At 63.7% G+C, this 26,458-nt stretch carries 27 protein-coding genes; 11 read left to right on the forward strand and 16 right to left on the reverse strand.

Features of this window, described 5'->3' with window-relative positions:
- Nucleotides 1-104: 104 nt before the first annotated feature.
- Together AC1DDS_RS02840 and AC1DDS_RS02845 are read left to right on the forward strand one after the other, a co-directional pair.
- Entirely contained in the window at nt 105-671 is a 567-nt protein-coding gene (locus tag AC1DDS_RS02840; RefSeq protein WP_310414973.1) for a DUF6101 family protein, read from the forward strand.
- A 418-nt stretch (nt 672-1,089) separates the two neighbouring features.
- Nucleotides 1,090-2,463, forward strand: coding sequence for a class I SAM-dependent methyltransferase (locus AC1DDS_RS02845; protein WP_477477493.1), 1,374 nt, complete (start codon nt 1,090-1,092; stop codon nt 2,461-2,463).
- A gap of 5 nt (nt 2,464-2,468) precedes the next feature.
- Here AC1DDS_RS02845 and ubiA read toward each other — a convergent pair whose 3' ends face one another.
- Nucleotides 2,469-3,419: a 4-hydroxybenzoate octaprenyltransferase gene (gene ubiA / locus AC1DDS_RS02850; RefSeq protein WP_477477494.1), complete on the reverse strand. Its 951-nt coding sequence runs from the start codon at nt 3,417-3,419 to the stop codon at nt 2,469-2,471.
- 215 nt (nt 3,420-3,634) lie between these two features.
- On the opposite strand from ubiA, the gene purD reads away from it, so the two are divergent.
- Nucleotides 3,635-4,906 (forward strand): phosphoribosylamine--glycine ligase, encoded by a 1,272-nt coding sequence (purD, locus tag AC1DDS_RS02855; RefSeq protein ID WP_477477495.1) that lies wholly within the window; start codon nt 3,635-3,637, stop codon nt 4,904-4,906.
- A gap of 119 nt (nt 4,907-5,025) precedes the next feature.
- Complete coding sequence (locus tag AC1DDS_RS02860) at nt 5,026-5,502, forward strand: plant virulence effector HPE1-like domain-containing protein (protein ID WP_477477496.1); 477 nt, start codon at nt 5,026-5,028, stop codon at nt 5,500-5,502.
- A gap of 111 nt (nt 5,503-5,613) precedes the next feature.
- Here the strand turns inward: AC1DDS_RS02860 and AC1DDS_RS02865 are convergent, their stop codons facing one another.
- The 4 genes from AC1DDS_RS02865 to AC1DDS_RS02880 form a co-directional block, all read right to left on the reverse strand.
- The gene (locus tag AC1DDS_RS02865; RefSeq protein WP_477477497.1) at nt 5,614-6,117 is read right to left on the reverse strand and encodes a 2-thiouracil desulfurase family protein; all 504 of its coding nucleotides are present in this window, start codon (nt 6,115-6,117) and stop codon (nt 5,614-5,616) included.
- A 49-nt stretch (nt 6,118-6,166) separates the two neighbouring features.
- Nucleotides 6,167-8,395 (reverse strand): glycine--tRNA ligase subunit beta, encoded by a 2,229-nt coding sequence (gene glyS / locus AC1DDS_RS02870; protein WP_477477498.1) that lies wholly within the window; start codon nt 8,393-8,395, stop codon nt 6,167-6,169.
- Between the two features lie 105 nt (nt 8,396-8,500).
- Nucleotides 8,501-10,444 carry a DUF2207 domain-containing protein gene (locus tag AC1DDS_RS02875; protein ID WP_477477499.1) on the reverse strand — a complete coding sequence of 648 codons (1,944 nt, stop codon included), beginning with the start codon at nt 10,442-10,444 and terminating at the stop codon, nt 8,501-8,503.
- 15 nt (nt 10,445-10,459) lie between these two features.
- A complete protein-coding gene (locus tag AC1DDS_RS02880; RefSeq protein WP_310414995.1) occupies nt 10,460-11,008 on the reverse strand; it encodes a LemA family protein in 549 nt (182 codons plus the stop codon).
- A 269-nt stretch (nt 11,009-11,277) separates the two neighbouring features.
- On the opposite strand from AC1DDS_RS02880, the gene AC1DDS_RS02885 reads away from it, so the two are divergent.
- The gene (locus tag AC1DDS_RS02885) at nt 11,278-11,472 is read left to right on the forward strand and encodes a hypothetical protein (protein WP_477477500.1); all 195 of its coding nucleotides are present in this window, start codon (nt 11,278-11,280) and stop codon (nt 11,470-11,472) included.
- A gap of 116 nt (nt 11,473-11,588) precedes the next feature.
- Here AC1DDS_RS02885 and AC1DDS_RS02890 read toward each other — a convergent pair whose 3' ends face one another.
- The 7 genes from AC1DDS_RS02890 to AC1DDS_RS02920 form a co-directional block, all read right to left on the reverse strand.
- Entirely contained in the window at nt 11,589-12,647 is a 1,059-nt protein-coding gene (locus AC1DDS_RS02890) for a type I restriction endonuclease (RefSeq protein WP_477477501.1), read from the reverse strand.
- A gap of 85 nt (nt 12,648-12,732) precedes the next feature.
- Complete coding sequence (locus tag AC1DDS_RS02895; RefSeq protein WP_477477502.1) at nt 12,733-13,692, reverse strand: glycine--tRNA ligase subunit alpha; 960 nt, start codon at nt 13,690-13,692, stop codon at nt 12,733-12,735.
- A 96-nt stretch (nt 13,693-13,788) separates the two neighbouring features.
- Complete coding sequence (locus tag AC1DDS_RS02900; RefSeq protein WP_477477503.1) at nt 13,789-14,856, reverse strand: dTDP-glucose 4,6-dehydratase; 1,068 nt, start codon at nt 14,854-14,856, stop codon at nt 13,789-13,791.
- A gap of 194 nt (nt 14,857-15,050) precedes the next feature.
- The gene (locus AC1DDS_RS02905) at nt 15,051-15,242 is read right to left on the reverse strand and encodes a hypothetical protein (RefSeq protein ID WP_192242639.1); all 192 of its coding nucleotides are present in this window, start codon (nt 15,240-15,242) and stop codon (nt 15,051-15,053) included.
- A gap of 14 nt (nt 15,243-15,256) precedes the next feature.
- Nucleotides 15,257-16,129 (reverse strand): S49 family peptidase, encoded by an 873-nt coding sequence (locus AC1DDS_RS02910; RefSeq protein ID WP_477477504.1) that lies wholly within the window; start codon nt 16,127-16,129, stop codon nt 15,257-15,259.
- A gap of 126 nt (nt 16,130-16,255) precedes the next feature.
- Nucleotides 16,256-17,071 carry a tRNA1(Val) (adenine(37)-N6)-methyltransferase gene (locus tag AC1DDS_RS02915; protein WP_477477505.1) on the reverse strand — a complete coding sequence of 272 codons (816 nt, stop codon included), beginning with the start codon at nt 17,069-17,071 and terminating at the stop codon, nt 16,256-16,258.
- Nucleotides 17,068-17,289 (reverse strand): putative signal transducing protein, encoded by a 222-nt coding sequence (locus tag AC1DDS_RS02920; RefSeq protein ID WP_477477506.1) that lies wholly within the window; start codon nt 17,287-17,289, stop codon nt 17,068-17,070. Before AC1DDS_RS02920 ends, AC1DDS_RS02915 begins: the two co-directional genes overlap by 4 nt.
- A 104-nt stretch (nt 17,290-17,393) precedes the next feature.
- Here AC1DDS_RS02920 and AC1DDS_RS02925 point away from each other — a divergent pair, with 104 nt between their 5' ends.
- The 4 genes from AC1DDS_RS02925 to moaB all read left to right on the forward strand — a co-directional run bounded on the left by AC1DDS_RS02925 (nt 17,394) and on the right by moaB (nt 21,864).
- Nucleotides 17,394-18,410 (forward strand): polyprenyl synthetase family protein, encoded by a 1,017-nt coding sequence (locus AC1DDS_RS02925; protein ID WP_310415016.1) that lies wholly within the window; start codon nt 17,394-17,396, stop codon nt 18,408-18,410.
- A gap of 152 nt (nt 18,411-18,562) precedes the next feature.
- On the forward strand, nt 18,563-20,404 hold the full coding sequence (locus AC1DDS_RS02930) for a tetratricopeptide repeat protein (protein WP_477477507.1): 1,842 nt from the start codon (nt 18,563-18,565) through the stop codon (nt 20,402-20,404).
- Nucleotides 20,405-20,411: 7 nt separating this feature from the next.
- Nucleotides 20,412-21,335 (forward strand): 4-(cytidine 5'-diphospho)-2-C-methyl-D-erythritol kinase, encoded by a 924-nt coding sequence (locus AC1DDS_RS02935; protein WP_477477508.1) that lies wholly within the window; start codon nt 20,412-20,414, stop codon nt 21,333-21,335.
- On the forward strand, nt 21,322-21,864 hold the full coding sequence (gene moaB, locus AC1DDS_RS02940) for a molybdenum cofactor biosynthesis protein B (protein WP_477477509.1): 543 nt from the start codon (nt 21,322-21,324) through the stop codon (nt 21,862-21,864). Before AC1DDS_RS02935 ends, moaB begins: the two co-directional genes overlap by 14 nt.
- Nucleotides 21,865-21,887: 23 nt before the next feature.
- Here the strand turns inward: moaB and AC1DDS_RS02945 are convergent, their stop codons facing one another.
- Nucleotides 21,888-22,421 carry a glycosyltransferase family protein gene (locus tag AC1DDS_RS02945; RefSeq protein ID WP_477477510.1) on the reverse strand — a complete coding sequence of 178 codons (534 nt, stop codon included), beginning with the start codon at nt 22,419-22,421 and terminating at the stop codon, nt 21,888-21,890.
- 212 nt (nt 22,422-22,633) lie between these two features.
- Here AC1DDS_RS02945 and AC1DDS_RS02950 point away from each other — a divergent pair, with 212 nt between their 5' ends.
- Both AC1DDS_RS02950 and AC1DDS_RS02955 read left to right on the forward strand, forming a co-directional pair.
- Nucleotides 22,634-23,791 (forward strand): PA0069 family radical SAM protein, encoded by a 1,158-nt coding sequence (locus tag AC1DDS_RS02950; RefSeq protein ID WP_477477511.1) that lies wholly within the window; start codon nt 22,634-22,636, stop codon nt 23,789-23,791.
- 177 nt (nt 23,792-23,968) lie between these two features.
- Complete coding sequence (locus AC1DDS_RS02955) at nt 23,969-24,628, forward strand: ribonuclease HII (protein WP_477477512.1); 660 nt, start codon at nt 23,969-23,971, stop codon at nt 24,626-24,628.
- Between the two features lie 328 nt (nt 24,629-24,956).
- Here the strand turns inward: AC1DDS_RS02955 and AC1DDS_RS02960 are convergent, their stop codons facing one another.
- From AC1DDS_RS02960 to AC1DDS_RS02970, 3 genes are all read right to left on the reverse strand, one after another.
- Nucleotides 24,957-25,442: a F0F1 ATP synthase subunit B gene (locus tag AC1DDS_RS02960; protein WP_310415037.1), complete on the reverse strand. Its 486-nt coding sequence runs from the start codon at nt 25,440-25,442 to the stop codon at nt 24,957-24,959.
- 11 nt (nt 25,443-25,453) lie between these two features.
- Nucleotides 25,454-26,137: a F0F1 ATP synthase subunit B gene (locus tag AC1DDS_RS02965; RefSeq protein WP_477477513.1), complete on the reverse strand. Its 684-nt coding sequence runs from the start codon at nt 26,135-26,137 to the stop codon at nt 25,454-25,456.
- 75 nt (nt 26,138-26,212) lie between these two features.
- The gene (locus AC1DDS_RS02970) at nt 26,213-26,440 is read right to left on the reverse strand and encodes a F0F1 ATP synthase subunit C (protein WP_310415044.1); all 228 of its coding nucleotides are present in this window, start codon (nt 26,438-26,440) and stop codon (nt 26,213-26,215) included.
- Nucleotides 26,441-26,458 lie beyond the last annotated feature (18 nt).

Genomic DNA, 26,458 nt, shown 5'->3' on the forward strand with positions numbered 1-26,458 from the left:
GAGCGGAAGATACGGCGCCTAATCTTCCCGTCACACACAGAGGGACGAAAAAGTCCCCGGAGAAGACCGGTCACCGGCTCTCAAGGAAGACAAGGGCGAAAGACATGTTGAACACCGTTTCCAAGCCGGCCTGGGCCGGAAGCACACTTCGGCTCGACCCCAAGCGGTTCCCCCAGCAGATCACCTATGCCCTGCGCAGCGATATGAGCGACGTGACGATCACGCTCGACGAGCGCGGCGCCGTACTGCGCAAGATCCTGCCCTCCAGCGGCCTGCCGCTTTCGTTTGCCCTGCCCGCCCGCGCCTTCAAGGGCGTGGCCGCTCGCGCGATCGACCACGGCAATGGCGAAGTCACGGTGACGCTCGAATTGCACCACGACGATCCGGACCTGTGCATTCCGCTGCTCGTCGCGCACGACCTCTGCGATATCGCCGCGGACTGGCGCAGTTGGGCCGACGCCTATCGCATCCCGATGCTGATGGTTGAGGCCGACGGGGTCGCCCGGCCGCTGGAGATGCACCTCGGCTCGCTTCCCGCCCGCCCGGCACGCAAGCGTCGCCACCACACCTACTTCGCCGATCGCCGGCCGCGCTTTCTCGTCCGCCGCTCGACCGGCGATCTCGGCCTGAAGATGATGATCGACGGCCGCGAGATCATCGCGCGCCGTTGAACATGCAATGACGACATGACCCCATAGGGCGTTTGCGCTTCCTCCAGTCGCGACGACGACCTATCCTTTTGGCAAATCCGCTCGCGATCGCGCGCCGGAATTGCCCCAGCCGGCCGCCCCCTGCGGTCGGCTTTTTCGTTCGCTGCTCTCCCAGAACCACTTCTGACACCCCGGCGAGGGAACCGCGCGGCGAACGCTTATCAGCAAAGCTCTCCCCCTCGTCGTGCATATCCGGAAAGCCGATGCGGCGCTCCTCCAGCCGATCGCCCGGCGCGCCACCGTTTCGAACCACCCTGACGCACCAGACTCCCCCGTCGGCGCGCACTTGCTGCGTTACGGCAAGGCAATCAGAGGTTGACAACCGGCCATGAAGCCGCACATTGCAGTGCGTTTTTCTTCAACGTCAGGAAGTCACTATATGTCGCGTGAACTTGGTACTGATCGTGAATTGCAAGCAGCCAAAGCCGTCATCGGCGAATTGGCGAAACATCTCGACGTCAATATCTGCCTGGAGCTTTGGGACGGCACGATCATCCCGCTCGGTGAAGGCGCCCAGGAAGAGATCCGCTTCGTCATCGCTTCCGCCAACGTGCTGCGCCGCCTGCTGCGCCAGCCGTCGCTGATCAGCGTTGCCGAACTCTACGCGACGGGCGACCTCGACGTCGTCGGCGCCAACCCGATCGATGCGATGCGCCAGGTCGACCACTTGCAGTTCCTCTCACTGCCGCGCAAGGTCAACAAGGCGCGCATGCTGAAGATGGCCCTGCCCATCCTTCTGAAGAGCTATTCCGTCTCCTCCTTCGTCAAGCGCTTCACGAAAAAGGCCGGCGTCACGCCGACCAGCGGCCGGAACGACAAGGAGATGATCGGCTTCCACTACGACCTCTCCAACGCGTTCTACGAACTCTTCCTCGACAAGGAGATGGTGTATTCTTCCGCTTACTTCCCGACACCGGACTCCTCGCTCGACGAAGCACAGCTGAACAAGCTCGACCTCATCTGCCGCAAGCTCCGCCTGGCACCTGGCGACAAGCTGTTCGACCCCGGCTGCGGCTGGGGTGGCCTGCTGTGCTATGCCGCTCGGCACTATGGCGTTGAGGCCTATGGCACGACGCTGTCGGAGGAGCAGTTCGCCCACGTGAAGACCAAGGTCGCGAACATGGGCCTCGGCGACCGGGTCAAGGTGGAACTGCGTGACTGCCGCAGCCTCGCAGACGACCAGATCTTCGACAAGATCGCCCAGGTCGAGATGATCGAGCATGTCGGCATCGCCAACCACCAGGACTTCTACAAGTACCTGCGCAAGCACATGCGCCCGCGCGGCGTCTATTTCGGTCAGGCCAGCTTCCGCCGCAACACGGCGCGGCTGGAAGACTTCCCGCGGCTGACGCCCTACATGCAGTTCATCATCAAGTACATTTTCCCGGGCGGCGAGCTGGATCATATCGGCATGACCACCGGCGCGCTGGAGCAGGCCGGCTTCGAAGTGCACGAAGTCGAGGCCGTGCGCGAACATTTCGGCTACACGACGGAACACTGGGTACGCCGTCTCTACGACCGCAAGGAAGAGGGCGCTGCCCTCGTCGGCATGCCGCAGACGCGCATCTGGCTGCTCTATCTCTCGCTCTGCGCCCTCTCGTTCCACCGTGGCGCGCTCAACGCATTCCAGGTCGTCGCCACCAACCGCCGTTCCGGCGCTTCAGGCATCGGCTTCGATCGCACGACGATCTATGGCGGCGCACGCCGGGTGGATCCGGACGACGCGCGGGCGAATATCCTGAAATCCGCCTGAAAACCTCAGGCGAAAGGCAATGCGGCGAGAAGGCCGATAAACACGATCAGACCGACGACCCCGTTGAACTTGAACAGTGCCAGGCACTGTTCGGGGTCGTCGATATCGATCGTGACGATCTGCCAGACCAGCATCCCGGTGGCTACGGCGAGCCCGAGATAGGCGAGGACGCCGACACCGGCGAGAGCGAACGACGCGAGGATCAGCAGCACAGACAGTCCATAAAGGGTGACGAGCCACTGGCGGGTTCGCTCCGCAAACAGCCGCGCGGTCGAACGAACGCCGATCAAGGCATCATCTTCCTTGTCCTGGTGGGCGTAGATCGTGTCGTAGCCGATCGTCCAGACAACGGCGCCTCCATAGAGCGCGATGGCGGCGAGCGACAGCGTGCCGAACTGCGCCGACCAGCCCATCAGCGCGCCCCAGGAGAAGGCCAGCCCGAGAAAGAACTGCGGCCAGTCGGTGAAGCGCTTGGCGAAGGGATAGATCGCCACGATCGCAAGCGAAGCTACGCCGAGCATGACCGAGAAGAGGTTGAACTGCAGGAGAACCAGCAATCCGACCAGCGCCTGCAGGGCGATGAACAGCTTCGCCTGGCCACGCGTGACGCGGCCCGACGGCAACGGCCGCGAGCGCGTGCGCGCCACCGCCTTGTCGATCTCGTGGTCGACCAGATCGTTATAGGTGCAGCCGGCACCGCGCATGGCGATCGAGCCGATGACGAACAGCAGCAGGTGCCAGACAAACTGCGACAGTGAGTAGGAGGAAGCTGCCCGCGCCACGTTGGCGGCGAGTGCGGCCGACCACAGGCAGGGCCACATCAGCAGTTGCCAGCCGATCGGCCGGTCCCAGCGGGCGAGTTGCGCATAGGGCCAGAGCGAGCGGGGAAGAACGCGATAGACCCAGTTGTCGGAGGGCGCGTCGGCAACGCGTCCGGAATCGGGATTGATGCTCATGCACCTAGTTCGCAGTCCGGCTGGCTCGGGTCAAGGTCGATGTGCGGGATTGCCGATCCGGGCAACAGGACGCCGAACCTGGCGTGCAGAGGCGTGTCATCGCAAAGTGAACCGCACCTTCCATTGTCACACCGCGATTCCCGCAAACGCAGCACTTGACGTTTAGCCCCCACCCGCTTAACCGGCGGGCACACTCAGATTGCAGGGGATTGGCCATGAAGGTTTTGTTGATCGGTTCGGGCGGGCGCGAGCACGCACTGGCCTGGAAGATTGCCCAGTCGCCACGCCTGACCACGCTCTTTGCCGCTCCCGGCAATCCCGGCATGGCCGAATACGCGACGCTTGCAGCGCTCGACGTCGACAACCATGCGGCCGTCTCTGCCTTCTGCCGCGACAATAGCATCACCTTCGTCGTCGTCGGCCCCGAGGCGCCGCTGGTGGCGGGCTTGGCCGACCGGCTGCGCGCCGATGGCATCGACGTCTTCGGCCCCTCGGCCGCGGCCGCGCAACTGGAGGGCTCCAAGGGCTTCACGAAGGATCTCTGCGCCAAGTACGCGATCCCAACCGGCGCCTACGAGCGCTTCTCGGATGCAGCTTCGGCAAAGGCCTATGTGATGGAACAGGGCGCTCCAATCGTCATCAAGGCGGACGGGCTTGCCGCCGGCAAGGGTGTGACGGTGGCGATGACAGTCGACGAGGCGCTTTCGGCCATCGCCGACTGCTTCGACGGCGCTTTCGGTGCGGCGGGAGCGGAAGTGGTGGTCGAGGCCTTCCTCGACGGCGAGGAGGCGAGCTTCTTCTGCCTCTGCGACGGCAAGAACGCCCTGCCGCTCGCCTCGGCCCAGGACCACAAGCGCGTCGGCGACGGCGATACCGGCCCGAACACGGGCGGCATGGGCGCCTACTCGCCTGCTCCCGTAATGACGGCGGAAATGGTCGAGCGGACGATGCAGGAGATCATCGAGCCCACCATTCGCGGCATGGCGGCGGACGGCCATCCCTTCACCGGCGTGCTCTTCGCCGGCCTGATGATCACGAAGAACGGGCCGGAACTGATCGAGTACAACGTCCGCTTCGGCGATCCGGAGTGCCAGGTGCTGATGATGCGGCTTGAGAGCGACCTGCTCGAGCTGCTTCACGCTGCGGCAACCGGTTCGCTCGACAAGGTCTCCGCCACCTGGCGTGATGAGACGGCGCTGACCGTCGTGCTCGCGTCGAAGGGCTATCCGGGCGCTTACGACAAGAGCACGCCGATCGGATTCATTCCGGCGGACGGCGACACGACCAAGGTGTTTCATGCCGGCACAGCGCTGAAGGACGGCGAACTGGTCGCGACCGGCGGCCGGGTGCTGAACGCAACCGCGGTGGCGCCCACCGTCGCCGAGGCGCAGGCCCGCGCCTACGCCCTGGCAGATCAGGTGAAATGGCAAAACGGCTTTTGCCGCCGGGATATCGGCTGGCGCGCGGTGGAACGCGAAAAGGCCTGAAGCGGCCGACTTCGGCAAGCGGCACAAAACGACGCATCATTCAATGTTTACCAATTCTCCTGACCGGAATGTAACGGAAAACGCATAGTCTTTCCGTCGACCTTACGGGAGAACCAGTGATGCGTAGCCTCTTGCCAACCGTTGCATTTGCGCTTCTTGGCGCCCCTGCCCTTGCCTCTTCGATCGAACCGATCGCCTCCGGCGGCAAGGGCCAAGGTAGCATCCAGACGATTTCCTGCGCCGACTGCCCGGCACTGAAGGAAACGAAGCGGAGCAAGACCTACATCGTGCCCGACATCGAACCCGGCACGCAAAAGGTCGAGATCCGCGAAGTCGGCGGTGAAAGAAAGGTCTTCCGCAGCGAGGCCTGGCTCGGCGGCTCGCCGGTGATTTTCGTCAGCAAGGCACCCGAAGAGGGCACGGGGAACACCGAGGCCACAAATTCGGCCGAAACCGGCAACATCATCGACCCCGAAGCCAAGACGGGCGCACTCGAAACCGGTTCGGCCGCAGTTTCCGCTACTGCCGCGGCGGGCTCTCAAGAGGCCGGTTCACGAGAGCTTGATCCGTCAGGATTTGAACTTCGGGTCAATTGACCCCATAGTAATAGGGTTCCCTGCCCCATCGGCCCCTCCAGGCTGATAGGGTATCTGCCGGCAAAGGCAGATATCTTGCGCCCCTGAAGAGAAGCAGGGGCGCAAGCTTTATCAGCCGTCGGCATCGTCTTCCGCCAGGCGCGCGATGAGACCGTCGATCTCGGTATCGGCATAGACGGCAATGCCGTGCCGCTTGAGACAGGCCGCCGTGACACCCGCGCCGGCCAGGCGCTTTCCAGAAAAACTACCGTCATAGACGAAGCCAGAGCCGCAGGACGGACTGCCGTCGATCAGAAGCGCATATCGACAATCGTTCTCACGCGCGATCTCAAGCGCGCGCAAGGCGCCCTCGACAAAACCCTCCGTCACGTCGCCACCGGTCGACTCCAGGACACGCGCGATACCGTCGAGGACTTCGTTTCCGGTCATCGCCGCTTCGATCTCGGCCGGCGGTCGCGGAACGGCAAAGCCGCCCGCCAGCTCGGGACAGACCGTTACCAGCCGCCCCTCTACCTGCCAGCGCGCTATCGCCTCGTGCAGCAACGGCTTGGACGCGCCGTTATAGCGAACCGGCAGGCCCATGAGACAGGCGCTGATGAGGATTTTTCCGGGCATCAGCACCGCTCCTTTTACCGGGAACAACTTCCCGACTCGCGGTTCAGCGTTATCCCGCGATCTTCGAGAAATCCGCAACCGTGCCGGTGGCCGAGCGGATCGCGGCGAGCAGCGCCAGGCGGTTGGCCCGGATCGCCGCATCCTCGTCGTTGACGAGTACGTCATCGAAGAACGTGTCTACCGGGGCGCGCAGCTTCGACAGCGCCGTCATGGCGGACTGGAAGTCCTCCTTGGCGACGGCGTCGGCTGCCTCGCCCGTGGCAACGACGATGGCATCGTGCAGGTCCTTCTCCGCGGCAATCCGGAACAGGTCGGAGGCAATGCCGTCGGCGACCACGGTGCCCTTCTTCTCCTCGGCGGCGAGAAGCTGCGTGGCGCGCTTGGTGCCAGCGAGCAGGTTCTGGCCGTCCTCGGAGGTGATGAAGGCCGTCAACGCCTCGACGCGGCGGGCGACCATCAACAGGTCGTCGGCATCCGGCGTCAGCACCGCGTCGATCAGGTCGTGGCGGGCGCCGAGATCGCGCAAATAGACCTTCAGGCGGTCGTGGAAGAAGGAGAGCAGGTCGCGCTCGTGGCTTAATCCGTCACCAACGATCGCGCGAGCGTGCATGAAGTCTCCACCCTGTTGCCGCTTCTTGGCAATTTCGAGTTCATCAATCGCGTTGTCTGCAAGCTTAAAGTGGGAATTGAGGGAGTTAAACAAACCCAGCCTTGTCCCCTTCTCCAGCAGGATGCGGATGACGCCGAGCGCCGCCCTTCGCAGCGCGTAAGGATCCTTCGAGCCGGTCGGCTTTTCGTCGATCGCCCAGAAGCCGATCAGCGTATCGAGCTTGTCGGCCAGCGCGACAGTGATGGCGACGGGATCGGAGGGCACGCGGTCGGACGGGCCTTGCGGCTTGTAGTGATCCTCGATGGCGTCGGCGACGGCCTGGGACTCGCCCTGCAGCAGCGCGTACTTGTGGCCCATGATGCCCTGGAGTTCCGGGAATTCGCCGACGGCCTCGGTGCGCAGATCCGCCTTGGCGAGCACGACGGCCCGATCGACGAGCTTCGGATCTGCACCGGTGACCTTCGCCAGTTCGGCGGCGAGATGACGGATGCGCTGCACGCGCTCACCCTGCGTGCCGAGCTTGGCGTGGAAGGTGACGTTCAGGGCGTCGAGCTTGGCCATGCGCTGGTCGAGCGGCTTTTTCAGGTCGAGGCCGAACTTTTCCGCCGACGCGGCAAGCGTTTCGAGATCCGGCAGGTCGTGCTGGTCGCGGGTCCAGAAGTGGCGGGCGTCGGACAGGCGGGCGCGCACGACCTTGCCGTTGCCGTGGACGATCTCCTTGCCACCGTCCTTCGCCTCGATGTTGGCGACGAGAATGAAATGGTTGGACAGCCCCTCCCCGCCGGCCGGGCGGGTGACGAAGCATTTCTGGTTCGTCTTGATCGTCAGGCGGATGATTTCCGCCGGGATTGTCAAAAATTCCTCCTCGAAGGTGCCCATCAGCACCTGCGGCCATTCGACGAGGCCGGAGACCTCTTCGAGCAGCCCTTCGTCCTCGACCAGTTCAAGGCCGTTGGCAAAGGCGACATTGGCGGCATCCGCCGCGATGATCTGCTTGCGGCGTTCAGCGTCGAGGATGACGTTGGCCTTTTCCAGGCCGACAACATAATCGGCGAAGCGGCGGACCGTGAAGGCCTCCGGGGCATGGAAGCGGTGGCCGTAGGTGACGTTGGACGCGACGATGCCGTCGATCTCGAACGGAATGACCCGCGTCTCCTCGGTTTCCGAGCCGAACACGCAGACGATCGACTGCAGCGGGCGGACCCAGCGCATCGCGCCCGGCCTGGCAGATGCCGCACCCGAACGCATCGACTTCGGCCAGGGGAAATTGCGGATGATGCCGGGCATCACCTCGGCGATGATCTCGTCGGCTGGCCGGCCCGGCTTGACGATGTGAGCGACGTAGAAATCGCCCTTCTTCGGATCCGAATGAACATGGGCTTCGGAGATCGAGGCCAGGCCTGCCTTGCGCAGAAAGCCCTGGATCGCCTGCTCGGGAGCCGACGTGGCCGGTCCCTTGATATCCTCGCGCACGTCGCTCGAGCGCGTATTGAGGCCGCGGATGTCGAGTGTCAGCCGCCGCGGTGTCCAGTATTCCCGGGCACCCTCGTAGGTGAGACCGGCATCGACCAGCGCGTCGGTGACGAGCTTCTTCAGGTCGCCAGCCGCCTTGCGCTGCATGCGGGCGGGAATTTCCTCGGAACGGAGCTCAAGCAGAAGATCGGGCATTGTGGTGCTTTTCGTGGAGATCGTTGGACTGCGGCGGACTTAGCAAGCCCGGCGGCAAATGTCATCCGTTCGATGGCGGAAAAGTCTCAGGCCACGCCACTGCGCTCACCATCCGCCGCCGCCACCGCCGCCGCCACCGCCGCCGGAGAAGCCGCCGCCGGAACTGCCCGAAAAGCCGGACGACGAACTCTTGGGCGGGGGCGGTAGTGAGGCGGTGATGGTGTCGGCCATCGAGCCGGCGAAGCCGCCCATGCGATCGGCGAAATTGCCGGAGCCGAAGCCGTCGCCGCTGTACCAGCTCGGATGGTACGCCGCTGCTGCTGCTGCCCCGGCTGCGGCAGCGGCAAGCCAGCGCTGGAAGGTCGCCGACCACGGCTTTTCGACGCCGAGCGCCACCGCATAGGGCAACAGCGTCTCGTAGTGCTGCGGCGACATCTCCGGCACGCCCGCGAGATTCATCCGCTCCTTTTCGGCAAGCGTCAGGTACTGCCGCAGCCCGTCGATGCCGTCCATCATCTTTCGGCCGATCGGCGTCGGCGCACCCATCAGGAAATAGAACAGCAGGTTCAGCAGGATGATGCCGCCGACGGCGGCAAGGATCGCGAGGTTGCCGCTTTCGACGCCGCTTGCGACAAGACCGGCAAGAACGGCACCGAAGATGCTCAGGAACACGAAACCGAAGAAGGCGACGATCACGACCGACATGATGCGCTGGCCGAGGCTTCTGGCGCCCCTTAGCGACTTGCCGAAGGATACAGCGAAGACGGAGAGAAAGAAGGCCGCCGCCGCCGGGAAGACGACCAGCGCGATTCCGTCCTCGGACAGGTTGCCGAAAACGAGCAGCGCCAGCAGGCAGAGCGCCGACAGCACGACGCCACCGACGATATAGCCCCAGTTGGCGTGGTAGTACTTGCCGCGATGCTCCGCTTCCATCGACTGGCGGAAGCGGGAACCGAGCGTCTGGACGCGGGTTCCGTTGGCCTTGTCGATGGTCAGACTGTCGCCTTCGCCGTTCACCGATTTCAGCAGGACGCCCTCGCCGGTCGGAAGCTTGCCGTCCACCGGCTTTGCCGTGCGCATGACGACGATCGATTGCTTCAGGTCGTTGAGCGTGACGTACCCCTTCACGGCGAGGTTCAGCAGGGCGGCCGACAGCGCCGTCCAGCCCTCGCCGCCGAAGCCCCGGTTGTCGATGTAGTTCACGAGCCCCGGCGAGGTGCCGTCCGGCGGATGCCACTGCGGGACGATGACGCCGCCGGCCGGGTCGCGTCCGGCGATGGTCCAGGCGCGCAGATAGTAGAGCGCGACCAGCGCCAGCCCGCCGATGCCGATCAGCGCTCCGGCATTGTCCTTGAGGAACCACAGCCGCTCCTGAGCAGCGCTCGGCCGGTCGATGCTGCCGGCTGGAAGCTTGACGCCGATCGTCAGCCCCTCGTGCGCGCCGAGCCCACGGGTCGTGACGAATTCGGCCTGGCTGCCGGCGGAACTCGCCCGGGCGTCGTTGCCAGTATCGCCATAGGCGCCGGTGAAAAACGTCAGGTCCTGCGGCTCGACATCGTCGGGCAGCGTGACCGTCGCCGAGGCCTGCCGGATCGGAAACGCCCATTCCGTTCCCGTGACGTTCCAGAACAGTTCGTCGTGGGTGTCGAAGTAGCGAATCTGGCGATCGGTCCGGTATGTCAGCTCATAGGTGTGCGGCCCCGGATCGAGCAGCACGTCGGAGGCGCCGAAATAGATGCGGATCGCCCCGCTCTCCTGTTCGGTGTGATAGGGTTCGGTATCGCCGTCCCGCAGCACGTCCAGGATCTCGAAGCCGACCTGCCGCCGCCGTCCCTGATCATCGACGAAGGTCAGCGGAAAGTCACGGTAGATGCCGCGGCGAATGAGATTGCCCTCGGCATTGACCTTGATGGTCTCGGTGACGGTCAACTCCCCATCCTTGGCCACGTCGATATCGGCATGGAAGGAGGAGATGAACTCCGCCGCCTGACCGACACCGGCCGTTAGAAGCGCAAACAGGAACAGGAGGCAGGTTGCGATCCGCGACATGGCCCGCTCCGGTTCCTAGAATTTCACCGTAGGGACGGCGCGGTCGGCGGCGTTCTCGATCTCGAAGAAGGGCGCCTTGACGAAGGAAAACGCGGTCGCCAGCAGATTGGACGGAAAACTCTCGACCTTGACGTTCAGGTCGCGGGCGGCGCCGTTGTAGTAGCGGCGCGACATCTGGATCTCGTTCTCAATGGTTTCGAGCGATTGCTGCAACTCGCTGAAGTTCTGGTTGGCCTTCAGGTCGGGATAGGCCTCGGCGAGCGCCAACAGCTTGCCGAGCGCCTGGCCGAGCATACCTTCGGCGACCGCGCGCCCGGCAACATCGCCCGAAGGCACCGCCTGCGCCTTGTTGCGCAGTTCCACCACCTGCTCCAGCGTTTCCCGCTCGTGTTTCGCATAGCCCTTCACCGTCTCGATCAGGTTCGGGATCAGATCGGCGCGGCGCTTCAATTGTACGTCGATGCCCGACCAGGCCTCTTCCTTGACCTGCCGGGCCTTCACCAGGCCGTTGTAAAGAAGGATCGCGTAGAACGCGACCACCGCTGCGATTGCCAGACCGATCATGGTGTCCTCCGTTGAAAGGGCGAAGCGTCGCGAAGGTATCATTCACGCAGACAGAGGGAAGCCCTTCAAGCGACTTCATCCGGCAGTTGCGACAAGAAAATGCAAATCTTGCGAGCGGTAAGCCGACGCCGCCCTTGCGGCATCGGTTTCGCGCAGCCCGTCCATGTCAGCGAAGATAAATCCAGCCTGTTCCCCCGGGAACCGCGAGGCTGGGCAGTCGGCGTCATAGTAGGCCATCAGATCGCATCAACCCCGCAAGGCCAACGGCGATGAAAACGCTCGCAACCGCCCTCAATATCCTCGGCTTCACCGCTCTCTTCATCGCCTATACGGAAGGCATGCCAGCGGAACGGCCGACCGGCGTGCGCCGGGCGCTGCAGACCTACGACTGCCAGTCGCAACCCATCGCCTCTCCTGCACCGAAGGCGCAAGAGATGGGCGTGAAAATTCGTGCAGAAGCGTGAGCGGAGAGAGGCGTCCATGAACCCCACCCATTCGATGTGCGAACGGTCGACCGTCTACTACGCCGCCTTCTCGACCCAGTTCACGCCGCCAGCGTCGATCAGCAGGAAGGCTTCGCCTACGTGCCGTTTATGTACTTTGCCGCCGTCGCCCTCAATCGCTCAGAGTGATCGTATATCTGGTCCAGCGAATTGATGATGATGCGATCTTCGCTTTCACCGTCGAACAGTCCGATATATTTTACGGAGCGATTGAACCAAAGCCGCGACAGTGGCTTTCGATTGTTGTCATCAATCAATATGCCACAGTATGTCTTCTGGTCGCGCATCGTCACGCGCCTGGGACTGATGGTATCTCGCACGATCGCCTTCACGATCATGTAGCCCTCGCGCTCTTCGTCCGTGGTGATGATTTCTGGTTCATCCGCCGCCGGGTCATCGATCTTCTCGATTACTTCCTGTGTGTCCGCAAGCGCGCTCGACAGCCGACTTTTCACGGAGTCCATGATGACTTCCCTGAATGCGGCTCGCACAACCCCTGTCAACATCTCGCGCGCTGAAGCGGTCAAGCGCCCCTCGTACACGTCCCCCGCCACCATGCGCACAAAATCGTCAGTTGGATCCTCGATCAGCTTGGAGATAACCTGTTTGATCCCGGACGTGTATTTGAGCCTTTCAGCCGTTGCCAAAATGGCCGAAACATCAAACGTCGCCTTCTCGAACTTACGCAGCTCCGCGACCGTGCCTGCATTGAAGTCTGCCACATCGAACACAAAAAACGGCCTGGCGTCGAGTTTATTCGGCGCTTCGAGATCGGTATAGAAATTGAAAGTTCGTCCGTTGGTCAGGATTGCAAACTTCGCATTCGTGACGCTGAAGTACCGGTACAACTGATCAAGATGTTTCTTATCCAACGCGACGGATATCGGTTTGCATTCGGCTAGTATTCGAATGTCGCCATCAATTTTTATCGCGTAGTCGACCTTTTCGCCCTTCTTTCCCATTACATCGGCGGTGAATTCAGGGATGACCTCAGAGGGGTCAAAGACGTCGTAACCCAACGTCCTCAGAAATGGCAAAACGACGGCAGTCTTAACTGCCTCCTCGGTTGCCATCGTACTAGAATGCGATTTCACGCGTTCGGAGATCGCACGCAAACTCTCATCGATTGTGCTCATAGTTTCCCCCACCCGTTATTCGAGCAAGGTTACCTACGCCTGCAGCATCGTCAAGTTGCACGCGACAATTGGCTGAAAGCGTCTACTACGCCGCCTTCTCGACCCAGTTCACGCCGCCGGCGTCGGTCAGCAGGAAGGCTTCGCCGCAGGCTTTCGCCAGAGTGCGCACCCGCAAAATGTAGCTCTGGCGCTCGGTGACGGAGATGACGCCGCGGGCGTCGAGCAGGTTGAAGACGTGGCTGGCCTTGATGCACTGGTCGTAGGCCGGCAGCACGCACTTGTGGTAGCCGTTGGCCGTGTCGCCGGGGGCACCGGCGGCGAGCAGCGCCAGGCATTCCTTTTCCGCATCGATGAAATGGCGGTGCAGCATCGCCGTGTCGGCGAATTCGAAGTTGTGGCGGGAATACTCCTGCTCGGCCTGCAGGAAGACGTCGCCATAGGTGATCTTGTCCTCGCCTTCGCGACCGTTGAAGTTGAGGTCATAGACGTTGTCGACGCCCTGCACGTACATGGCGAGGCGCTCGAGGCCGTAGGTGAGCTCACCGGCGACGGGCGCGCACTCGATGCCGCAGACCTGCTGGAAATAGGTGAACTGCGAGACTTCCATGCCGTCGCACCAGCATTCCCAGCCGAGGCCCCAGGCGCCGAGCGTCGGGCTTTCCCAGTCGTCTTCGACGAAGCGGACGTCGTGCAGCAGCGGATCGAGGCCGATCGCGGCGAGCGAGCCGAGGTAGAGCTCCTGCAGGTTCGACGGGTTCGGCTTCAGGATCACCTGGTACTGGTAGTAGTGCTGCAGGCGGTTCGGATTCTCGCCGTAGCGGCCGTCGGAGGGGCGGCGGGACGGCTGGACGTAGGCGGCCTTCCACGGACGGGGGCCGAGGGCGCGCAGCGTCGTTGCCGGATGGAACGTGCCGGCACCGACCTCCATGTCATAGGGTTGCAGGACCGCACACCCCTTGTCCGCCCAGTAATTGTGGAGCGTCAGGATCAGCCCCTGGAAGGAGCGCGTCGGGTGCATGTGGTCAGGCAGGGCGGCAGAGGTCATCGGTCCGGTCCGGATGGGTCTTTGGGATGCGCGGACAGGTGCCACGGCACGCAGGCAGGGTCAAGGGTGCAGCGGCCGCTTTCGCCCCCCGCCGCGTCAATGCCGCTCGAGCGAACGGAAGAGACCGGAGCCGGCCGGCTGCGTCGCGACCGTCGAGTCGCCGGGTGCCAGATCGGGAGCGTTGCGGAAGACCGTGCGCGACAGCGGCGTCAACCTTGAGCGATACCAACCGGCGAGCGCCTTCAGTTCCCCGCGCAGCGAAGCCTCTGCGCGCCAGCCGAGACCGGCGATGGCCTCCGTCAAGACCGGCGCACGGCTGTAGTCGGCGGGACGGCCGTTGTTGAAGGTCAAGCCGGAAACCGGGTCAGGAGCCGATTCCAGCACCATGCGGGCAACTTCCAGCACCGAGTAGGTCTCCGGTCCGGACATGTTGTAGACGCCGTTCCTTTCACCCCGATTGGCGACGGCGCGCAAGCCTGAGCAAAAGTCGGAGATCGCAAGGAACGAACGGCGCTGGCCGCCGTCGCCATGGATCGTCAGCGGCTTGCCGACGGCGGCAAGCTCGAGAAACCGCGGCAACAGTTTCTCTGCGTTCTGGCGGGAACCGACGATATTGACCGGGCGCAACACGCGGATGTCGAGATCGTAGACCACGGACAGGCCGGAAAGCAGCATTTCGGCTGCGGCCTTCGAGGCGCCGAGCGGGTTGTCCGGTTGCATGGCCGCCGTTTCGGCTAGCGGCGCACTCGACGAACCATAGACCTCCGCCGTGCTCACATGGATCATCAGCGGCACTTGGCGCCTGGCCATTGCCTCGGCGAGGATCTGGGTGCCGATGGCATTGGAGACGCTGAAGCGCTCGGGCGAAAGGAAGGATCGGTCGACATGGCTTTCGCCGGCCGCGTGCACGACCAGGTCGGCGCCGCGAAGCAGTTCGGTGACGAGATCGAGATTGCCGACATCGCCCTGGCGCAGGGTCACCCGGCCGGAGCGCATGGCGCGGTCGAGGTTGGTCATGTTGGCGGCATAGGTGAAGGCATCAAGGACACGGATCTGCGCGACCGGGCAGGTCTCAAGGAGATCGTCAACCACATGCGAGCCGATAAAGCCGGCGCCACCGGTGACGACGATGGTGCGGATGCTGGCGAGGTCGAGCGAAGCCATGGTGTCTGCCTTCCCGTTCAATGCAATCTGGAATGGCAGGTTTTCATAATTTTCACGGGCCAACGCAATGCGCGCCGGCGGATCGGCAGGCCTTTATACGGCGTTAACCTTACGCGATCTGGTTAACGATCCGAACCGGCACGGAAGGTGGTGGCAACGTCCCGAAACGGTACAAGCGTCAGCTGGGGGCTCGCCTATTCGTCGTCCCTGCGGAGCCGGTATTCGCCGGTCTCGGGGTCCTTCACGAGCGTGCCGATTGCCCCGGTTTCGTGCTCTTTCTCTGCGGCACGGCGCTTGCGCGAAAGCCGTTCGGCATCGGCAACGAACTTGCGATAGCCGAGCCAGGCCACCGCCACGACGATCAGCAGGAATATGAGTTGCGGCATCTCCCCTCCCCGACCTATCGGCCGTAGCGCGACCAGAGCGCCTTCTCTTCGGCGATCTCGGCGAGCGCACTGATTCCGGCAACCACGACCTGCTCGGCGGATCCCGCCAGCAGTTCGGCACCCACTCCTGGTATCTTGCGGCCGAAAAGTCCGCGCGCCGGCGAAATCAACTGGAGCCTTGCATCGTCGCCATACCGACGGCGAATTTCGGCGCGCATGTCGGCAATGCCATCGATCAACCCCAGCGCCAGACCGCGCTGCCCGGTCCAGAACAAACCGGAAAAGAGGTCCGGATCACTGGACAGACGCGGGCCGCGCCGCTCCTTGACCATGCCGATGAAAACGTCGTGAATCTCCACCTGCAGCGACTTGAGGTAGTCGATGTCGGATTCCCGCTCCGGCTTGAACGGGTCGAGGATCACCTTGTTCTCGCCGGCGGTATAGACGCGCCGCTCGACGCCGATCTTCTTCAGGAGATCGGGAAAACCGAAGCCGCCGGAAACCACGCCGATCGAACCGACGATCGAGGTCGGATCGGCAAAGATCTCGTCGCCGGCAAGCGCGATCATGTAACCGCCCGACGCGGCGACATCCTCGACGAAGACGAGAACGCGCTTGTTCTTTTCGCTGGAAAGATCGCGGATGCGCTGGAAGATCAGGCGCGACTGCACCGGGGAGCCGCCAGGTGAATTGATCGCGATGGCAACGGCGGGCGCATCCTTTATCGCGAAGGCCTTTTCAAGGATGGGGGCAACAGCCGCCAGATTGAGCGTGGTACGGAACGGGCCTCCGCCTGCCATGATCGCGCCATGCAGTCGCACGACCGGGATTGTGACGCCTTCCTTGCGGAACCGCTTCGGCATCAACTTCCTGAAAAAGCCGGCCATGTCGTTATCGTGTCTCCAATGCGCGTTTCATCGCCAGATGTATGCACGCAGCGGAAAAACGCAATGGTTTTGCAACAAAATCCGGCCGATTGCGCCAGCGCGCCGCACGTCAGACGCGTGCAACCGTCATCGCGCCCGCTGCCGGCCGGTCGTCAGCCGCGCATAACCCGTCCGTCCGTTGTTGAGATCGTCGACAACGGCTGAGAAACGGTGACTGTCGTCCTCGTGCATGACGAGCGGCGCACGCAGGGTCAGGCGCGCCCGCGAGCCCTTGATCGCCGTCACGAGAATGCGCACGGCGCTTTCGCCGGGACGCGGATGCAAGGCGGTGATTTCGATGCCACCGAACCGCCTGCCGCAGGCATCGATGATCGCCGCAACCGATTCCGGCCGGGCGATCAGGGAGAGCTGGCCACCCGGCTTCATGATGGCGCCGGCGGTGCGGATCCATTGTTCGAACAGGCCGTCCTGCATCGCATGCGCCTCGGCCTTGAGCGCGTCCGGCGTGGGGCGGTCGCTGGCATCGTTGAACGGAGGGTTCATGACGACGTGGTCCTGCACCTCGTCCTCCAACCCCGCGGCAAGCCGCGCTCGGCCCGTCAGAGTCACGTCCGCCTCGACAACCTCGATACGACCGGCAATCCGGCGGTTTTCCGGTAGTGCAAGGCTTTTGCGGGCGTAGTCGGCCATGATCGGCGAGCGCTCGACCAAGAGCACATGCGCGCCCTCGATCCGCGACGCGACGGCAAGGCCCGCCGCCCCGGCTCCGGCACCGAGATCGGCGACACGCATCGCCCCCTCCCCAACCACGAGCGAGGCGAGCAGCATTGCGTCCATGCCGGACCGATGCCCGCCACCCTTCGGCTGCACGATGTGAAACCGGCCGCGATGAAAGGCATCGATGGTCTGGGCGACAGCAACCTCGTCTTGCAGCCTCGTCACGGCCGCAACTCCGCGCCGAGCCCGGCATCCCGCAGGATCCGCCATGCCTCGTCCTCGCGCTCCGCATCCACCAGCAGCCGTCGCGGCAGCATGCCGAGCGAGCCCTCAAGGATACTCATGCCCTGGTCTGCGATCAGACAATGGATGCCGGCATCCCGCAACAGGCTGTCGGCAAAGGAGAGCAGGACTGCATCGTTGGCGCGGATCAGTTCAATCATTCGTTTTTCCAGCTATATTTGAGCTTCCGGGACAATTCGCCTCTTGCTCAGACAGCCCCCCCTTTCTATTGTCCCGCAACGGAATTGAACAGGAGTCCAGGCATTTGGGCGTCGTGATACCGCTTGACGAGGGCAAAAACAAACTGGCGTCGGTCAAACCCCTGGTGGACCTGACGAAAGCCGACATGGAGCGGGTCAACCAACTGATCCTGTCGAAGGCCGGTTCCGACGTCCAGATGATACCGGAAGTGGCCAACCACCTGATATCTTCCGGTGGCAAGCGCCTGCGGCCGATGCTGACGCTCGCGGCAGCCTCGATGTTCGGCTATGAGGGCGACCATCACATCAAGCTCGCGACCAGCGTCGAGTTCATGCACACGGCAACGCTCCTGCACGACGACGTCGTGGACGAAAGCAACCTGCGCCGCGGAAAATCGACGGCCCGGATGATCTGGGGCAACCAGGCGAGCGTCCTCGTCGGCGACTTCCTGCTCGGCCAGGCCTTCAAGATGATGGTCGAGGTCGGCTCGCTGGAGGCGCTCGATGTACTGTCCTCCGCGGCGACCGTGATCGCCGAGGGCGAGGTGATGCAGCTCTCCGTCGCCAAGAACATGGAGACGACCGAGGACGATTATCTCGAAGTGATCCGCGCCAAGACGGCGGCCCTTTTTGCCGCCGCCGCCGAAGTCGGTCCGATCGTCGCGAACACCAGCCGGGCCGAACGCAATGCACTCCGGTCCTACGGCATGAACCTCGGGCTTGCCTTCCAGCTCGTCGACGATGCGCTCGACTATGGCGGCAAGGCCGCCGATCTGGGCAAGAATGTCGGCGATGACTTTCGCGAAGGAAAGATCACCCTTCCGGTCATCCTTTCCTGGCGGCGTGGAACCGCCGAGGACCGCGCGTTCTGGCGCAAGGCGATCGAGGGCGGCGAGAGCAACGACGCCAACCTTGAGCATGCCCTCGGGCTGATCACCCGCTACGGCGGCCTGTCGGACACCATCGCTCGGGCGCAGCACTATGGCACGATCGCCCGGGACGCTCTGGCACCGCTGCCGGCAAGTCCATGGAAATCCGCGCTCCTGGAAGTGATCGATTTCTGCATTTCCCGCGTCAGCTGATCGCAAAGACTTGCTTTCCGCTGTGCAGGAAATTCTTGCCGCACCGCGCCAAAAAAGCCATTCTCTCAAGCCATGAGTCCAGTTGATTTGGACAGGATCGCGATGTGCCGGCGGCCGCAGCTGCCGGCACCGCAGTTGTGAAAGGCATCTTTATGCGGCACTCCCTGATTATCAGGCTTCTTTCGGGCGTTGCCATCGTGGCCGGCGTTGCCTTTGCGGGCCTCCCGGCCGCCACGGCCCAAGATGCTCCTGCCGCCGCCACCGAGGAGACCCCCTTCGATCCGCAGAGCGTCAACAGCTTCTCCGGCGCTTTCCTTGCCGCCCGCACCGCCGATGTCGACAAGGACTTCGATAACGCCATCGCGCTCTATCGGATTGCGCTGCAATACGACCCGACCAACGTCGAGGTCAAAGAGCGCCTGATGATCACGCTCCTGATGGACGGTCAGTTCGACGAGGGTGTGAAGTTTGCCGAGGCGCTGAAGGGTGATGCAGCCGTCGAGCGGATCACGACCATCGTGCGCGGCATGGACGCAATCCGCAAGCGCGAGTACCGCACCGCGGATAAGATCCTGCGCTACAGCGGCCCGAACGATCTGGACCGCATGATGAACGGCCTGCTGGCCGCCTGGGCGAAGTTCGGCGACGGCAAGACGAAGGAAGCGCTTGCCACCATTTCGGACATGAAGGGTCCCGATTGGTTCGCGATCTTCAAGAACTACCATGCGGGCGCCATTGCCGCCGCTGCCGGTGACAAGGCCACGGCCCGCAAGCGGCTGAACGACGCCATACTCGATCGCGACGGCGGCAGTGCGGCACCCGACACCTTCATGCGGGCCGTGATGACGCTTGCCCGGCTTGAGGCGCGCGAGGGCAACACACAGAAGGCGCTTGACGCGATCTCGGTGGGTGACAACCTGATCTCCAACTACGCGCCGCTGAAGGCCCTGCGCGAGGGGGTCACAAAGGGCGAGAAGCAGGAACAGCAGGTTCGCACGGCAGCCCAGGGCGCTTCCGCCGTGCTCTTTTCGATCGGCGGCGCGCTGAACCGCGAAGGCGCGGAAGACATCGTGTCGCTCTATCTGCAGATCGCGCGCGCGCTCGATCCCGACAGCCCCGACACGCTGGTTCTGCTCGGTGGCATTGCGGAAAACCAGAAGAAGCCGGAACTGGCGATCGAGTACTACCAGAAGGTACCGAAGGATTCGCCGATGCGCCGCATCTCCGAGCTACAGCTCGGTCTGCAGCTCGCCGACCTCGGCAAGGTGGACGACGCCAAGAAGCACCTGAAGGCGTTGATCGAAGCGGATCCGCAGGACCTGCGCAGCTATCTCGCCTATGGCAGCGTCCTTTCCGATGCCAAGGAATACAAGGAGATGGGCGAGGTCTACGACCGCGCGGTCGAGGTGATCGGCAACGTACCCAACCGCTCGCACTGGACGATCTTCTTCCAGCGCGGCATCGCCTACGAACGCCAGAAGAAATGGGAACTCGCCGAGCCGAACTTCCGCAAGGCGCTGGAGCTGAACCCGGACCAGCCGCAGGTGCTGAACTATCTCGGCTATTCCTGGGTGGATATGAACATCAATCTGGCGGAAGGGCTGGAGATGATCCGCAAGGCCGTCAGCGTCAAGCCCGACGACGGCTATATCGTCGATTCGCTCGGCTGGGCCTACTTCCGCCTCGGCCAGTTCGACGACGCGGTGGCGGAACTGGAGCGCGCCGCCGAATTGCGGGCGGGCGATGCGACGATCAACGACCATCTCGGCGACGCCTACTGGCGCGTTGGCCGCAAGCTGGAGGCGACCTTCCAGTGGAACCGCGCACTCGGTCTCAAGCCCGAAGAAGCCGAGATCCCCAAGATCAAGGCGAAAATCGAATCCGGACTGCCTGAGCCCACCGATGCACCGCCGGCCGCTGCCCAGGCGACCGACGGCAAGGAGCCGATCAAGACCCCATCGCTGAAGGTCACGGAAAGCGACAAGAAATCCTGATCCGGCAATGGCTTTCGATGAAGGCATGACGGGTTTCGTGCTGGCAGAGGCGGCACCAGCCAAGATCAATCTGGCGCTGCATGTCGTCGGCCGACGGGCCGATGGCTACCACCTCCTCGACATGCTCGTCACCTTCACCCGGTTCGGCGACCGCGTCGGCGTGGCGCCAGCGGAGGCGGACCGGTTCAGGCTATCGGGTCGGTTTGCGCCCCAGCTGCGGGACGCACCGGCGACCAGCAATCTCGTGCTCGCGGCACGCGACCTGCTCCGGGCGGCGCTGCAGCACAGGGGCAAGGCCGCCCCGCCCGTTCACTTGCACCTGGAAAAGAACCTGCCTGTCGCCTCCGGCATCGGCGGCGGCTCTGCCGACGCGGCCGCTACCCTACGCGCGCTCTTGCGGCACTGGGGCGCCTCGTTTACGGCAGCCGATCTGGCGGACCTGGCGCTGCAACTGGGCGCCGACGTCCCGATGTGCCTTTCTTCGCGGCCGCTCGTCGCCCGTGGCATTGGCGAACAGCTGACCATGCTTGACGCACTGCCCTCTTTTCCGATCGTTCTCGTCAATCCCCTTGTCGGCGTTTCGACGCCGGACATCTTCCGGCGGCTTGCCACGAAGGAAAACCCGCGCCTCGCTCCACCGGCGGCCCTCACCGACGCGGCGGCATGGCTTGCAGCGATGCAATCAATGCGCAACGATCTGGAAGAACCGGCGCGCGCCATCTGTCCGGAAATCGACGCGGTACGAACAGAGTTGATCAGAACTGGCGCCCGTCTGATACGCATGTCCGGCTCTGGTGCCACCTGCTTTGGCCTGTACGATACCGCGGATGCGGCGCACCGGGCCGCCGCCGTGCTGGAATCGGCGCGGCCAGACTGGTTCGTTGTTGCGACCGAAAGTTATGACGGAGGGGAACCACATGGCACGGCTTGACGAGACGAGACCCTTCATTCCTCTTTCGATCGCCATTCTGACCGTGTCCGACACGCGCACGCCCGCAGACGACCGCTCGGGCGACACGCTGGTGGAGCGGCTGGAGAAGGCCGGGCACCGGCTCGCCGCGCGCGCGATCGTTGCGGACGACAAGGCGGCGATCCGCGCGCAGGTCGAAGGTTGGACGAAGGATGCCGGCGTCGACGTCGTGATCACCACCGGTGGGACCGGTTTCACCGGCCGCGACGTGACGCCCGAAGCGCTGGAGCCGTTGTTCGAGAAGAAGATGGACGGGTTTTCGGAGGTGTTCCACCGCATCTCCTACGACAAGATCGGCACCTCGACCATACAGTCCCGCGCCACCGGCGGCGTCGCAAACGCGACCTTCATCTTCGTGCTGCCCGGCTCGCCCGGCGCCTGCCGCGATGCCTGGGACGGCATCCTTGCCGCGCAACTGGACTACCGCCACCTGCCCTGCAACTTCGTCGAGATCATGCCGCGCCTCGACGAGCACCTTAAGCGCAAATAAGCAGCCGGCCACCTTCTCTTGGGCTATGCCCCGACTTTCTGCCGCATCGCGCGAACCGCCCAGGCGGGTACGATCTCGGCGACCAGTTGCCGGGCCGCGACGCCGGTTGCAATCCCCGCGAGGCTGGCGTTTGGCGCGGCAAGCGCGATTGCCTGTCGTTTCGAAAGGAGCAGTCCTTGCTCCAGCGCGGTTCGCCGACCGAGCAGCCGCCGAAGAAACGGCCGGCGATGATTGTGCGAGCCGACAAAGCGCGCGGGCGCCTGGCTCGTGCCAATATATTCGCCGACGGCATCGGTCCAACCGCTTAATGGCCGGGCTCCCGGCTCCAGCAGCAGCAGCCACTCGCCCCGTGCGGAGCTTACCACCTCATGCAGGTCCCAATGCGTCAGAAAAATGCAGCCCGCAGCGTCTGCCACCTTGGCCGAGCCATCGGACGAACCATGATCGAGCACGATGACATCCCGCACCAATCCCTCGACGGCGCCGGGAACAAGCGCGGACAGGGTCTGCGCCAGCTCGGGCTCGTCATTGTGGCATTCCATCAAGACCGTCAGCATTTGCGACCAATACCGCATTGCAGCAAACAAAGCCACTGAAGGCATTGGCGAATCCGCCTGGAGCTTCTGATGCCCGCACGGACGGCGCCAACCGGTCGGGCGGAGCTTTGGGGCAATTGCGCGGAAAACAAGATTTGTTCTTGTCTTGTTCTCTTTTCACTGTTAGGAATAAAGTCATTGGAGGGGAGAGATCCCCTCAATGGAGAACCCCGATGACCGAACTGCAAAGCCTCAGGGAGGGCGCGCTCGCGCCCGCCAATACGGTCGATATTGCCGATGCGCTGATGGCGCAGACGGGTCTGCGCATCGATATTGATCGGCGTCGCGGACGCGGGGCCGGCTTGAACTTTTCCGGCCGCTTCGAGCCGCAGACACGAGAGAGCTTTGATGACGGTTGGGAATCCTTGGAGGACCTGCCGCCGTTCAAGACCGAAGTGCAGGTGGAGAAGCCGCGCAGCATTATCACCCGCAACGAGTCACCCGACATCCCGTTCGATCGCTCGGTCAACCCCTATCGCGGCTGTGAGCACGGCTGCATCTATTGCTTTGCCCGCCCGTCACACGCCTTCATGGGGCTTTCCGCCGGGCTGGACTTCGAAGCGAAGCTGTTTGCCAAGCCCGACGCACCGCGACTGCTGGAACGCGAACTTTCCAAGCCCGGTTACCGGCCTCGGGTGATCGCGATCGGCACGAACACGGATCCCTATCAGCCGATCGAAAAGGAGTGGCGCATCATGCGCCAGATTCTCGAAGTCCTGGAAGCCGCCGACCATCCCGTCTCGATCGTCACCAAGTCGGCCCTCGTCATGCGCGATATCGATATCCTTTCGCGCATGGCTGCAAAAGGGCTTGCCTGGGTCGGCCTGTCGGTGACGACGCTCGACCGCAAGCTGGCCCGCACGATGGAGCCGCGCGCGGCAACGCCTACGCGGCGGCTCGAAGCAATGCGTGCATTGTCGGAGGCCGGCGTTCCGGTCAGCGTGATGGCGGCGCCGCTTATCCCCGGCCTGAACGACCACGAGTTGGAACGGATCCTTGAGTCCGGCAAGGCTGCCGGTGCCCAGGAGGCGAGCTATGTGCTCCTGCGTCTGCCGCTCGAAGTCAGCCCGTTGTTTCGGGACTGGCTGCTGCGGGAATATCCGGATCGCTATCGACACGTGATGTCGCTGGTGCGCTCGATGCGGGGCGGCAAGGACTATGACGCCGAGTTCGGCAAGCGGATGAAGGGCGCCGGCCCATACGCCTGGCAGATCGCGCGGCGGTTCGAGCTGGCGGCCAAGCGGCTCAAGCTGAACCGGATCCGACGGAGCCTTTCAACCGATCTGTTCGTTCCACCGTCCGGCAGCGGCGTCCAGCTCTCGTTGCTCTGACATCACTCCTGGCGGTTGAGACCGGTCGCAAGCCAAAGGCTTGCAAGGACAACGGCCACATGATCCGACTGCCAAACGAAATCGACATTGCACCGTCCCCAGCAATGTCGTGGTTCCCTCGGTGCCGCCTCGCCGAGGGACTTGCAGGGAATCGGTCGGTCGTGCGAGGGTCGCCGCATGCCACGCCGCGCGACCACCGATTCCCCCCTCCTCTTCGACCTTCCCGAAGGCCCGGACTTCCTGATGGAACTGGCCGCCCGCAAGGCCGGCCAATGGCCGGTCGCCGGTGCGGACGAGGCCGGGCGCGGGCCGCTCGCCGGGCCGGTGGTGGCGGCGGCCGTCATCCTCGACCCGGAGAGAATTCCGGATGGCCTGCACGACTCCAAGCAATTGACGGCGGCAAAGCGCGAGGCGCTGTTTACCGAGATCCTGGCGACCGCGATGGTATCAGTCGCCTCTTCGAGCGCGCGCCGGATCGACCGCACGGATATTCGCAAAGCCAGTCTGGACGCGATGCGCAGAGCGGTGTTCGGCCTTCCCGCGCGGCCCGGCCTGGTCCTGACCGACGGACTGGACGTCCCGCCCGGACTTGCCTGCGCGGGCAAGGCGGTCGTCAAAGGGGACGCCCGCGTGCTTTCAATTGCCGCGGCGTCCATCATTGCCAAGGTCGTTCGCGACCGGATGATGACCTGTGCCGAAAGCACCTATCCGGGCTATGGCTTCGACGCCCATGCCGGCTATGCGACAGAGCGCCATCGCGCGGCGATCGGTGAGTTCGGCCCCTGTACTCTGCATCGCATGAGTTTTCGACCATTCAGGGTGGACGCCCAAGACTGACGCTGTCCGACCCGTACGCCGGTTGATGTCCGCGTCGAAGGAGATGGCTTCGGTTTAGGAAATGGACGAGGACAGTGCCCCTTCCCGACGAAGATAGACCCATTGCAACGCTTGCCGAAAAGCATGCAAGCCAAGTGTTTTTCGGCGCGTGAACCGTTTCTGCCGCTGCTCAGCCCGTCACCCATCAAACGATCAGCCAGCGTCCCGAAACTCAAGGGCCCTTGCCAAACTCCGGCTTACCTACGCAGGAGAAGTCGCCGCACGACCTCAAACGACAAAAGGCCGGATCGCTCCGGCCTTTCAATTCTCTTGGGAATGTCACCGACCCTTAGTTCAAGCGGGTCTTCACTTCCGCGACGGCCTTGTCGAACAGCGACTTGCTGGTGGCAGCATCGGACTTGCTCGAAAGCACGTTCTCGGCGGCGCTGATGGCGAGATCGACGGCGGCCGAACGAACGGCGTTGATCGCGTCGGCCTCGGCCTGCTTGATCTTCTGCTCCGACAGTGCGGTGCGACGGGTTACATACTCTTCCGTCTTCTGCTTGGCTTCAGCCGTCAGCGCCTCTGCCTCGCGCTGCGCGGTCGCCACGATGGCGGCTGCCTCTGCCTCGGCTTCCTTGCGCTTGCGCTGGTATTCGGCCAGCAGGCTCTGGGCCTCTTCGCGCAGGCGCTTGGCCTCCATGAGCTCGTTCGAGATCTTGTCGGCCCGCTGGTCGAGGGCCTTGCCCATCGCGCCGGGGACCTTCAGGTAAACGATCAGCGCCAGAAAGAGGACGAGACCAACGAAGGCGTAGAAAGTTGCGTCAAATGCCATGGTCCGCTTCCTTACTTCGCTGCCGCCGACTTCACCGCGGCCGCGATCTCGGTCTTGGTGGTCTTGCCGCCGATGAGCTGCTCGATCACAGCCGCAGCGGTTTCTTCGGCGATTGCGCCGACGTCGGCGAGGGCCTTGTCCTTGATCCCGGCGATGCGGGTCTCGGCGGCGGCGATCTTGCCGTTGAGGCTTTCTTCGATCTTCAGGCGCTCGGCGTCAGCCTTGGCCTTGGCGGCATCGCGAGCCTCGGCGGCGATGGCGTGGCCCTTGGTGCGGGCATCGGCCAGTTCCTGCTCATAGGTCGAAATTGCGGTGTCCGCTTCGGTCTTCAGGCGAGCGGCCTCGTCAAGATCCTGGGCGATGCGGTCGTGGCGCGTCTCGAGGATCGAGCCGACGCGCGGCACGATGATCTTGGACATGATCAGGTAGAAAATGCCGAAGGTGATCGCCAGCCACAGGACCTGGGAGGGAAAGGTGGATGCGTCGAACGGCGGGAATATACCGCTCTCTTCGCCGTGGGCGACACCCGTCTCGGTGTGCAGTTCGCCAGTGGGAGCGGCAGCGCCTTGGGCATCGGTCGCCGGAGCAGCCTGATGCGCGTCGCCCGCCGGAGCAGCGTCGTGCGTTTCCGTCGTGGTCTCGGCCTGAGCGATCGTGAATGGGATGGACTCGGCCTTGGCCGCGGTCGCAGACATGCTCACCTCCAGGTGCACTCAAACAGTAAGCGGACCACGGCCGCAGCCGGCCGTGGTCCGGTCTTCCAGCCGTTATTAGACGGCGAAGAGCAGCAGCAGGGCGACGAGCAGCGAGAAGATGCCCAGAGCTTCCGTAACGGCGAAGCCGAATACGAGGCGGCCGAACTGGCCGTCAGCAGCAGACGGGTTGCGCAGAGCGCCGGACAGGTAGCTGCCGAAGATGTTGCCGAGGCCGAGAGCCGTGCCGGCCATGCCAAAGCAAGCGAGACCTGCGCCGATGAACTTTGCTGCTTCCGCTTCCATGATGAACTCCTTCGAATG

The sequence above is a fragment of the Mycoplana sp. 10N416 genome (assembly GCF_056394765.1).

What these genes read in the sequence shown, in the direction of transcription:
- AC1DDS_RS02895 (WP_477477502.1), bottom strand. Translation starts at nt 13,692, where the DNA reads ATGACCTCTGCCGCCCTGCCTGACCACATGCACCCGACGCGCTCCTTC.
- AC1DDS_RS02880 (WP_310414995.1), bottom strand. Translation starts at nt 11,008, where the DNA reads ATGATCGGTCTGGCAATCGCAGCGGTGGTCGCGTTCTACGCGATCCTT.
- AC1DDS_RS02920 (WP_477477506.1), bottom strand. Translation starts at nt 17,289, where the DNA reads ATGATTGAACTGATCCGCGCCAACGATGCAGTCCTGCTCTCCTTTGCC.
- AC1DDS_RS02885 (WP_477477500.1), top strand. Translation starts at nt 11,278, where the DNA reads ATGAAAACGCTCGCAACCGCCCTCAATATCCTCGGCTTCACCGCTCTC.
- AC1DDS_RS02935 (WP_477477508.1), top strand. Translation starts at nt 20,412, where the DNA reads ATGGCTTTCGATGAAGGCATGACGGGTTTCGTGCTGGCAGAGGCGGCA.
- AC1DDS_RS02905 (WP_192242639.1), bottom strand. Translation starts at nt 15,242, where the DNA reads ATGCCGCAACTCATATTCCTGCTGATCGTCGTGGCGGTGGCCTGGCTC.
- AC1DDS_RS02875 (WP_477477499.1), bottom strand. Translation starts at nt 10,444, where the DNA reads ATGTCGCGGATCGCAACCTGCCTCCTGTTCCTGTTTGCGCTTCTAACG.
- AC1DDS_RS02930 (WP_477477507.1), top strand. Translation starts at nt 18,563, where the DNA reads ATGCGGCACTCCCTGATTATCAGGCTTCTTTCGGGCGTTGCCATCGTG.
- AC1DDS_RS02950 (WP_477477511.1), top strand. Translation starts at nt 22,634, where the DNA reads ATGACCGAACTGCAAAGCCTCAGGGAGGGCGCGCTCGCGCCCGCCAAT.
- AC1DDS_RS02840 (WP_310414973.1), top strand. Translation starts at nt 105, where the DNA reads ATGTTGAACACCGTTTCCAAGCCGGCCTGGGCCGGAAGCACACTTCGG.
- AC1DDS_RS02965 (WP_477477513.1), bottom strand. Translation starts at nt 26,137, where the DNA reads ATGTCTGCGACCGCGGCCAAGGCCGAGTCCATCCCATTCACGATCGCT.
- AC1DDS_RS02865 (WP_477477497.1), bottom strand. Translation starts at nt 6,117, where the DNA reads ATGCCCGGAAAAATCCTCATCAGCGCCTGTCTCATGGGCCTGCCGGTT.
- AC1DDS_RS02970 (WP_310415044.1), bottom strand. Translation starts at nt 26,440, where the DNA reads ATGGAAGCGGAAGCAGCAAAGTTCATCGGCGCAGGTCTCGCTTGCTTT.
- purD (WP_477477495.1), top strand. Translation starts at nt 3,635, where the DNA reads ATGAAGGTTTTGTTGATCGGTTCGGGCGGGCGCGAGCACGCACTGGCC.
- AC1DDS_RS02900 (WP_477477503.1), bottom strand. Translation starts at nt 14,856, where the DNA reads ATGGCTTCGCTCGACCTCGCCAGCATCCGCACCATCGTCGTCACCGGT.
- ubiA (WP_477477494.1), bottom strand. Translation starts at nt 3,419, where the DNA reads ATGAGCATCAATCCCGATTCCGGACGCGTTGCCGACGCGCCCTCCGAC.
- glyS (WP_477477498.1), bottom strand. Translation starts at nt 8,395, where the DNA reads ATGCCCGATCTTCTGCTTGAGCTCCGTTCCGAGGAAATTCCCGCCCGC.
- AC1DDS_RS02860 (WP_477477496.1), top strand. Translation starts at nt 5,026, where the DNA reads ATGCGTAGCCTCTTGCCAACCGTTGCATTTGCGCTTCTTGGCGCCCCT.
- AC1DDS_RS02945 (WP_477477510.1), bottom strand. Translation starts at nt 22,421, where the DNA reads ATGCTGACGGTCTTGATGGAATGCCACAATGACGAGCCCGAGCTGGCG.
- AC1DDS_RS02910 (WP_477477504.1), bottom strand. Translation starts at nt 16,129, where the DNA reads ATGGCCGGCTTTTTCAGGAAGTTGATGCCGAAGCGGTTCCGCAAGGAA.
- moaB (WP_477477509.1), top strand. Translation starts at nt 21,322, where the DNA reads ATGGCACGGCTTGACGAGACGAGACCCTTCATTCCTCTTTCGATCGCC.
- AC1DDS_RS02890 (WP_477477501.1), bottom strand. Translation starts at nt 12,647, where the DNA reads ATGAGCACAATCGATGAGAGTTTGCGTGCGATCTCCGAACGCGTGAAA.
- AC1DDS_RS02955 (WP_477477512.1), top strand. Translation starts at nt 23,969, where the DNA reads ATGCCACGCCGCGCGACCACCGATTCCCCCCTCCTCTTCGACCTTCCC.
- AC1DDS_RS02845 (WP_477477493.1), top strand. Translation starts at nt 1,090, where the DNA reads ATGTCGCGTGAACTTGGTACTGATCGTGAATTGCAAGCAGCCAAAGCC.
- AC1DDS_RS02960 (WP_310415037.1), bottom strand. Translation starts at nt 25,442, where the DNA reads ATGGCATTTGACGCAACTTTCTACGCCTTCGTTGGTCTCGTCCTCTTT.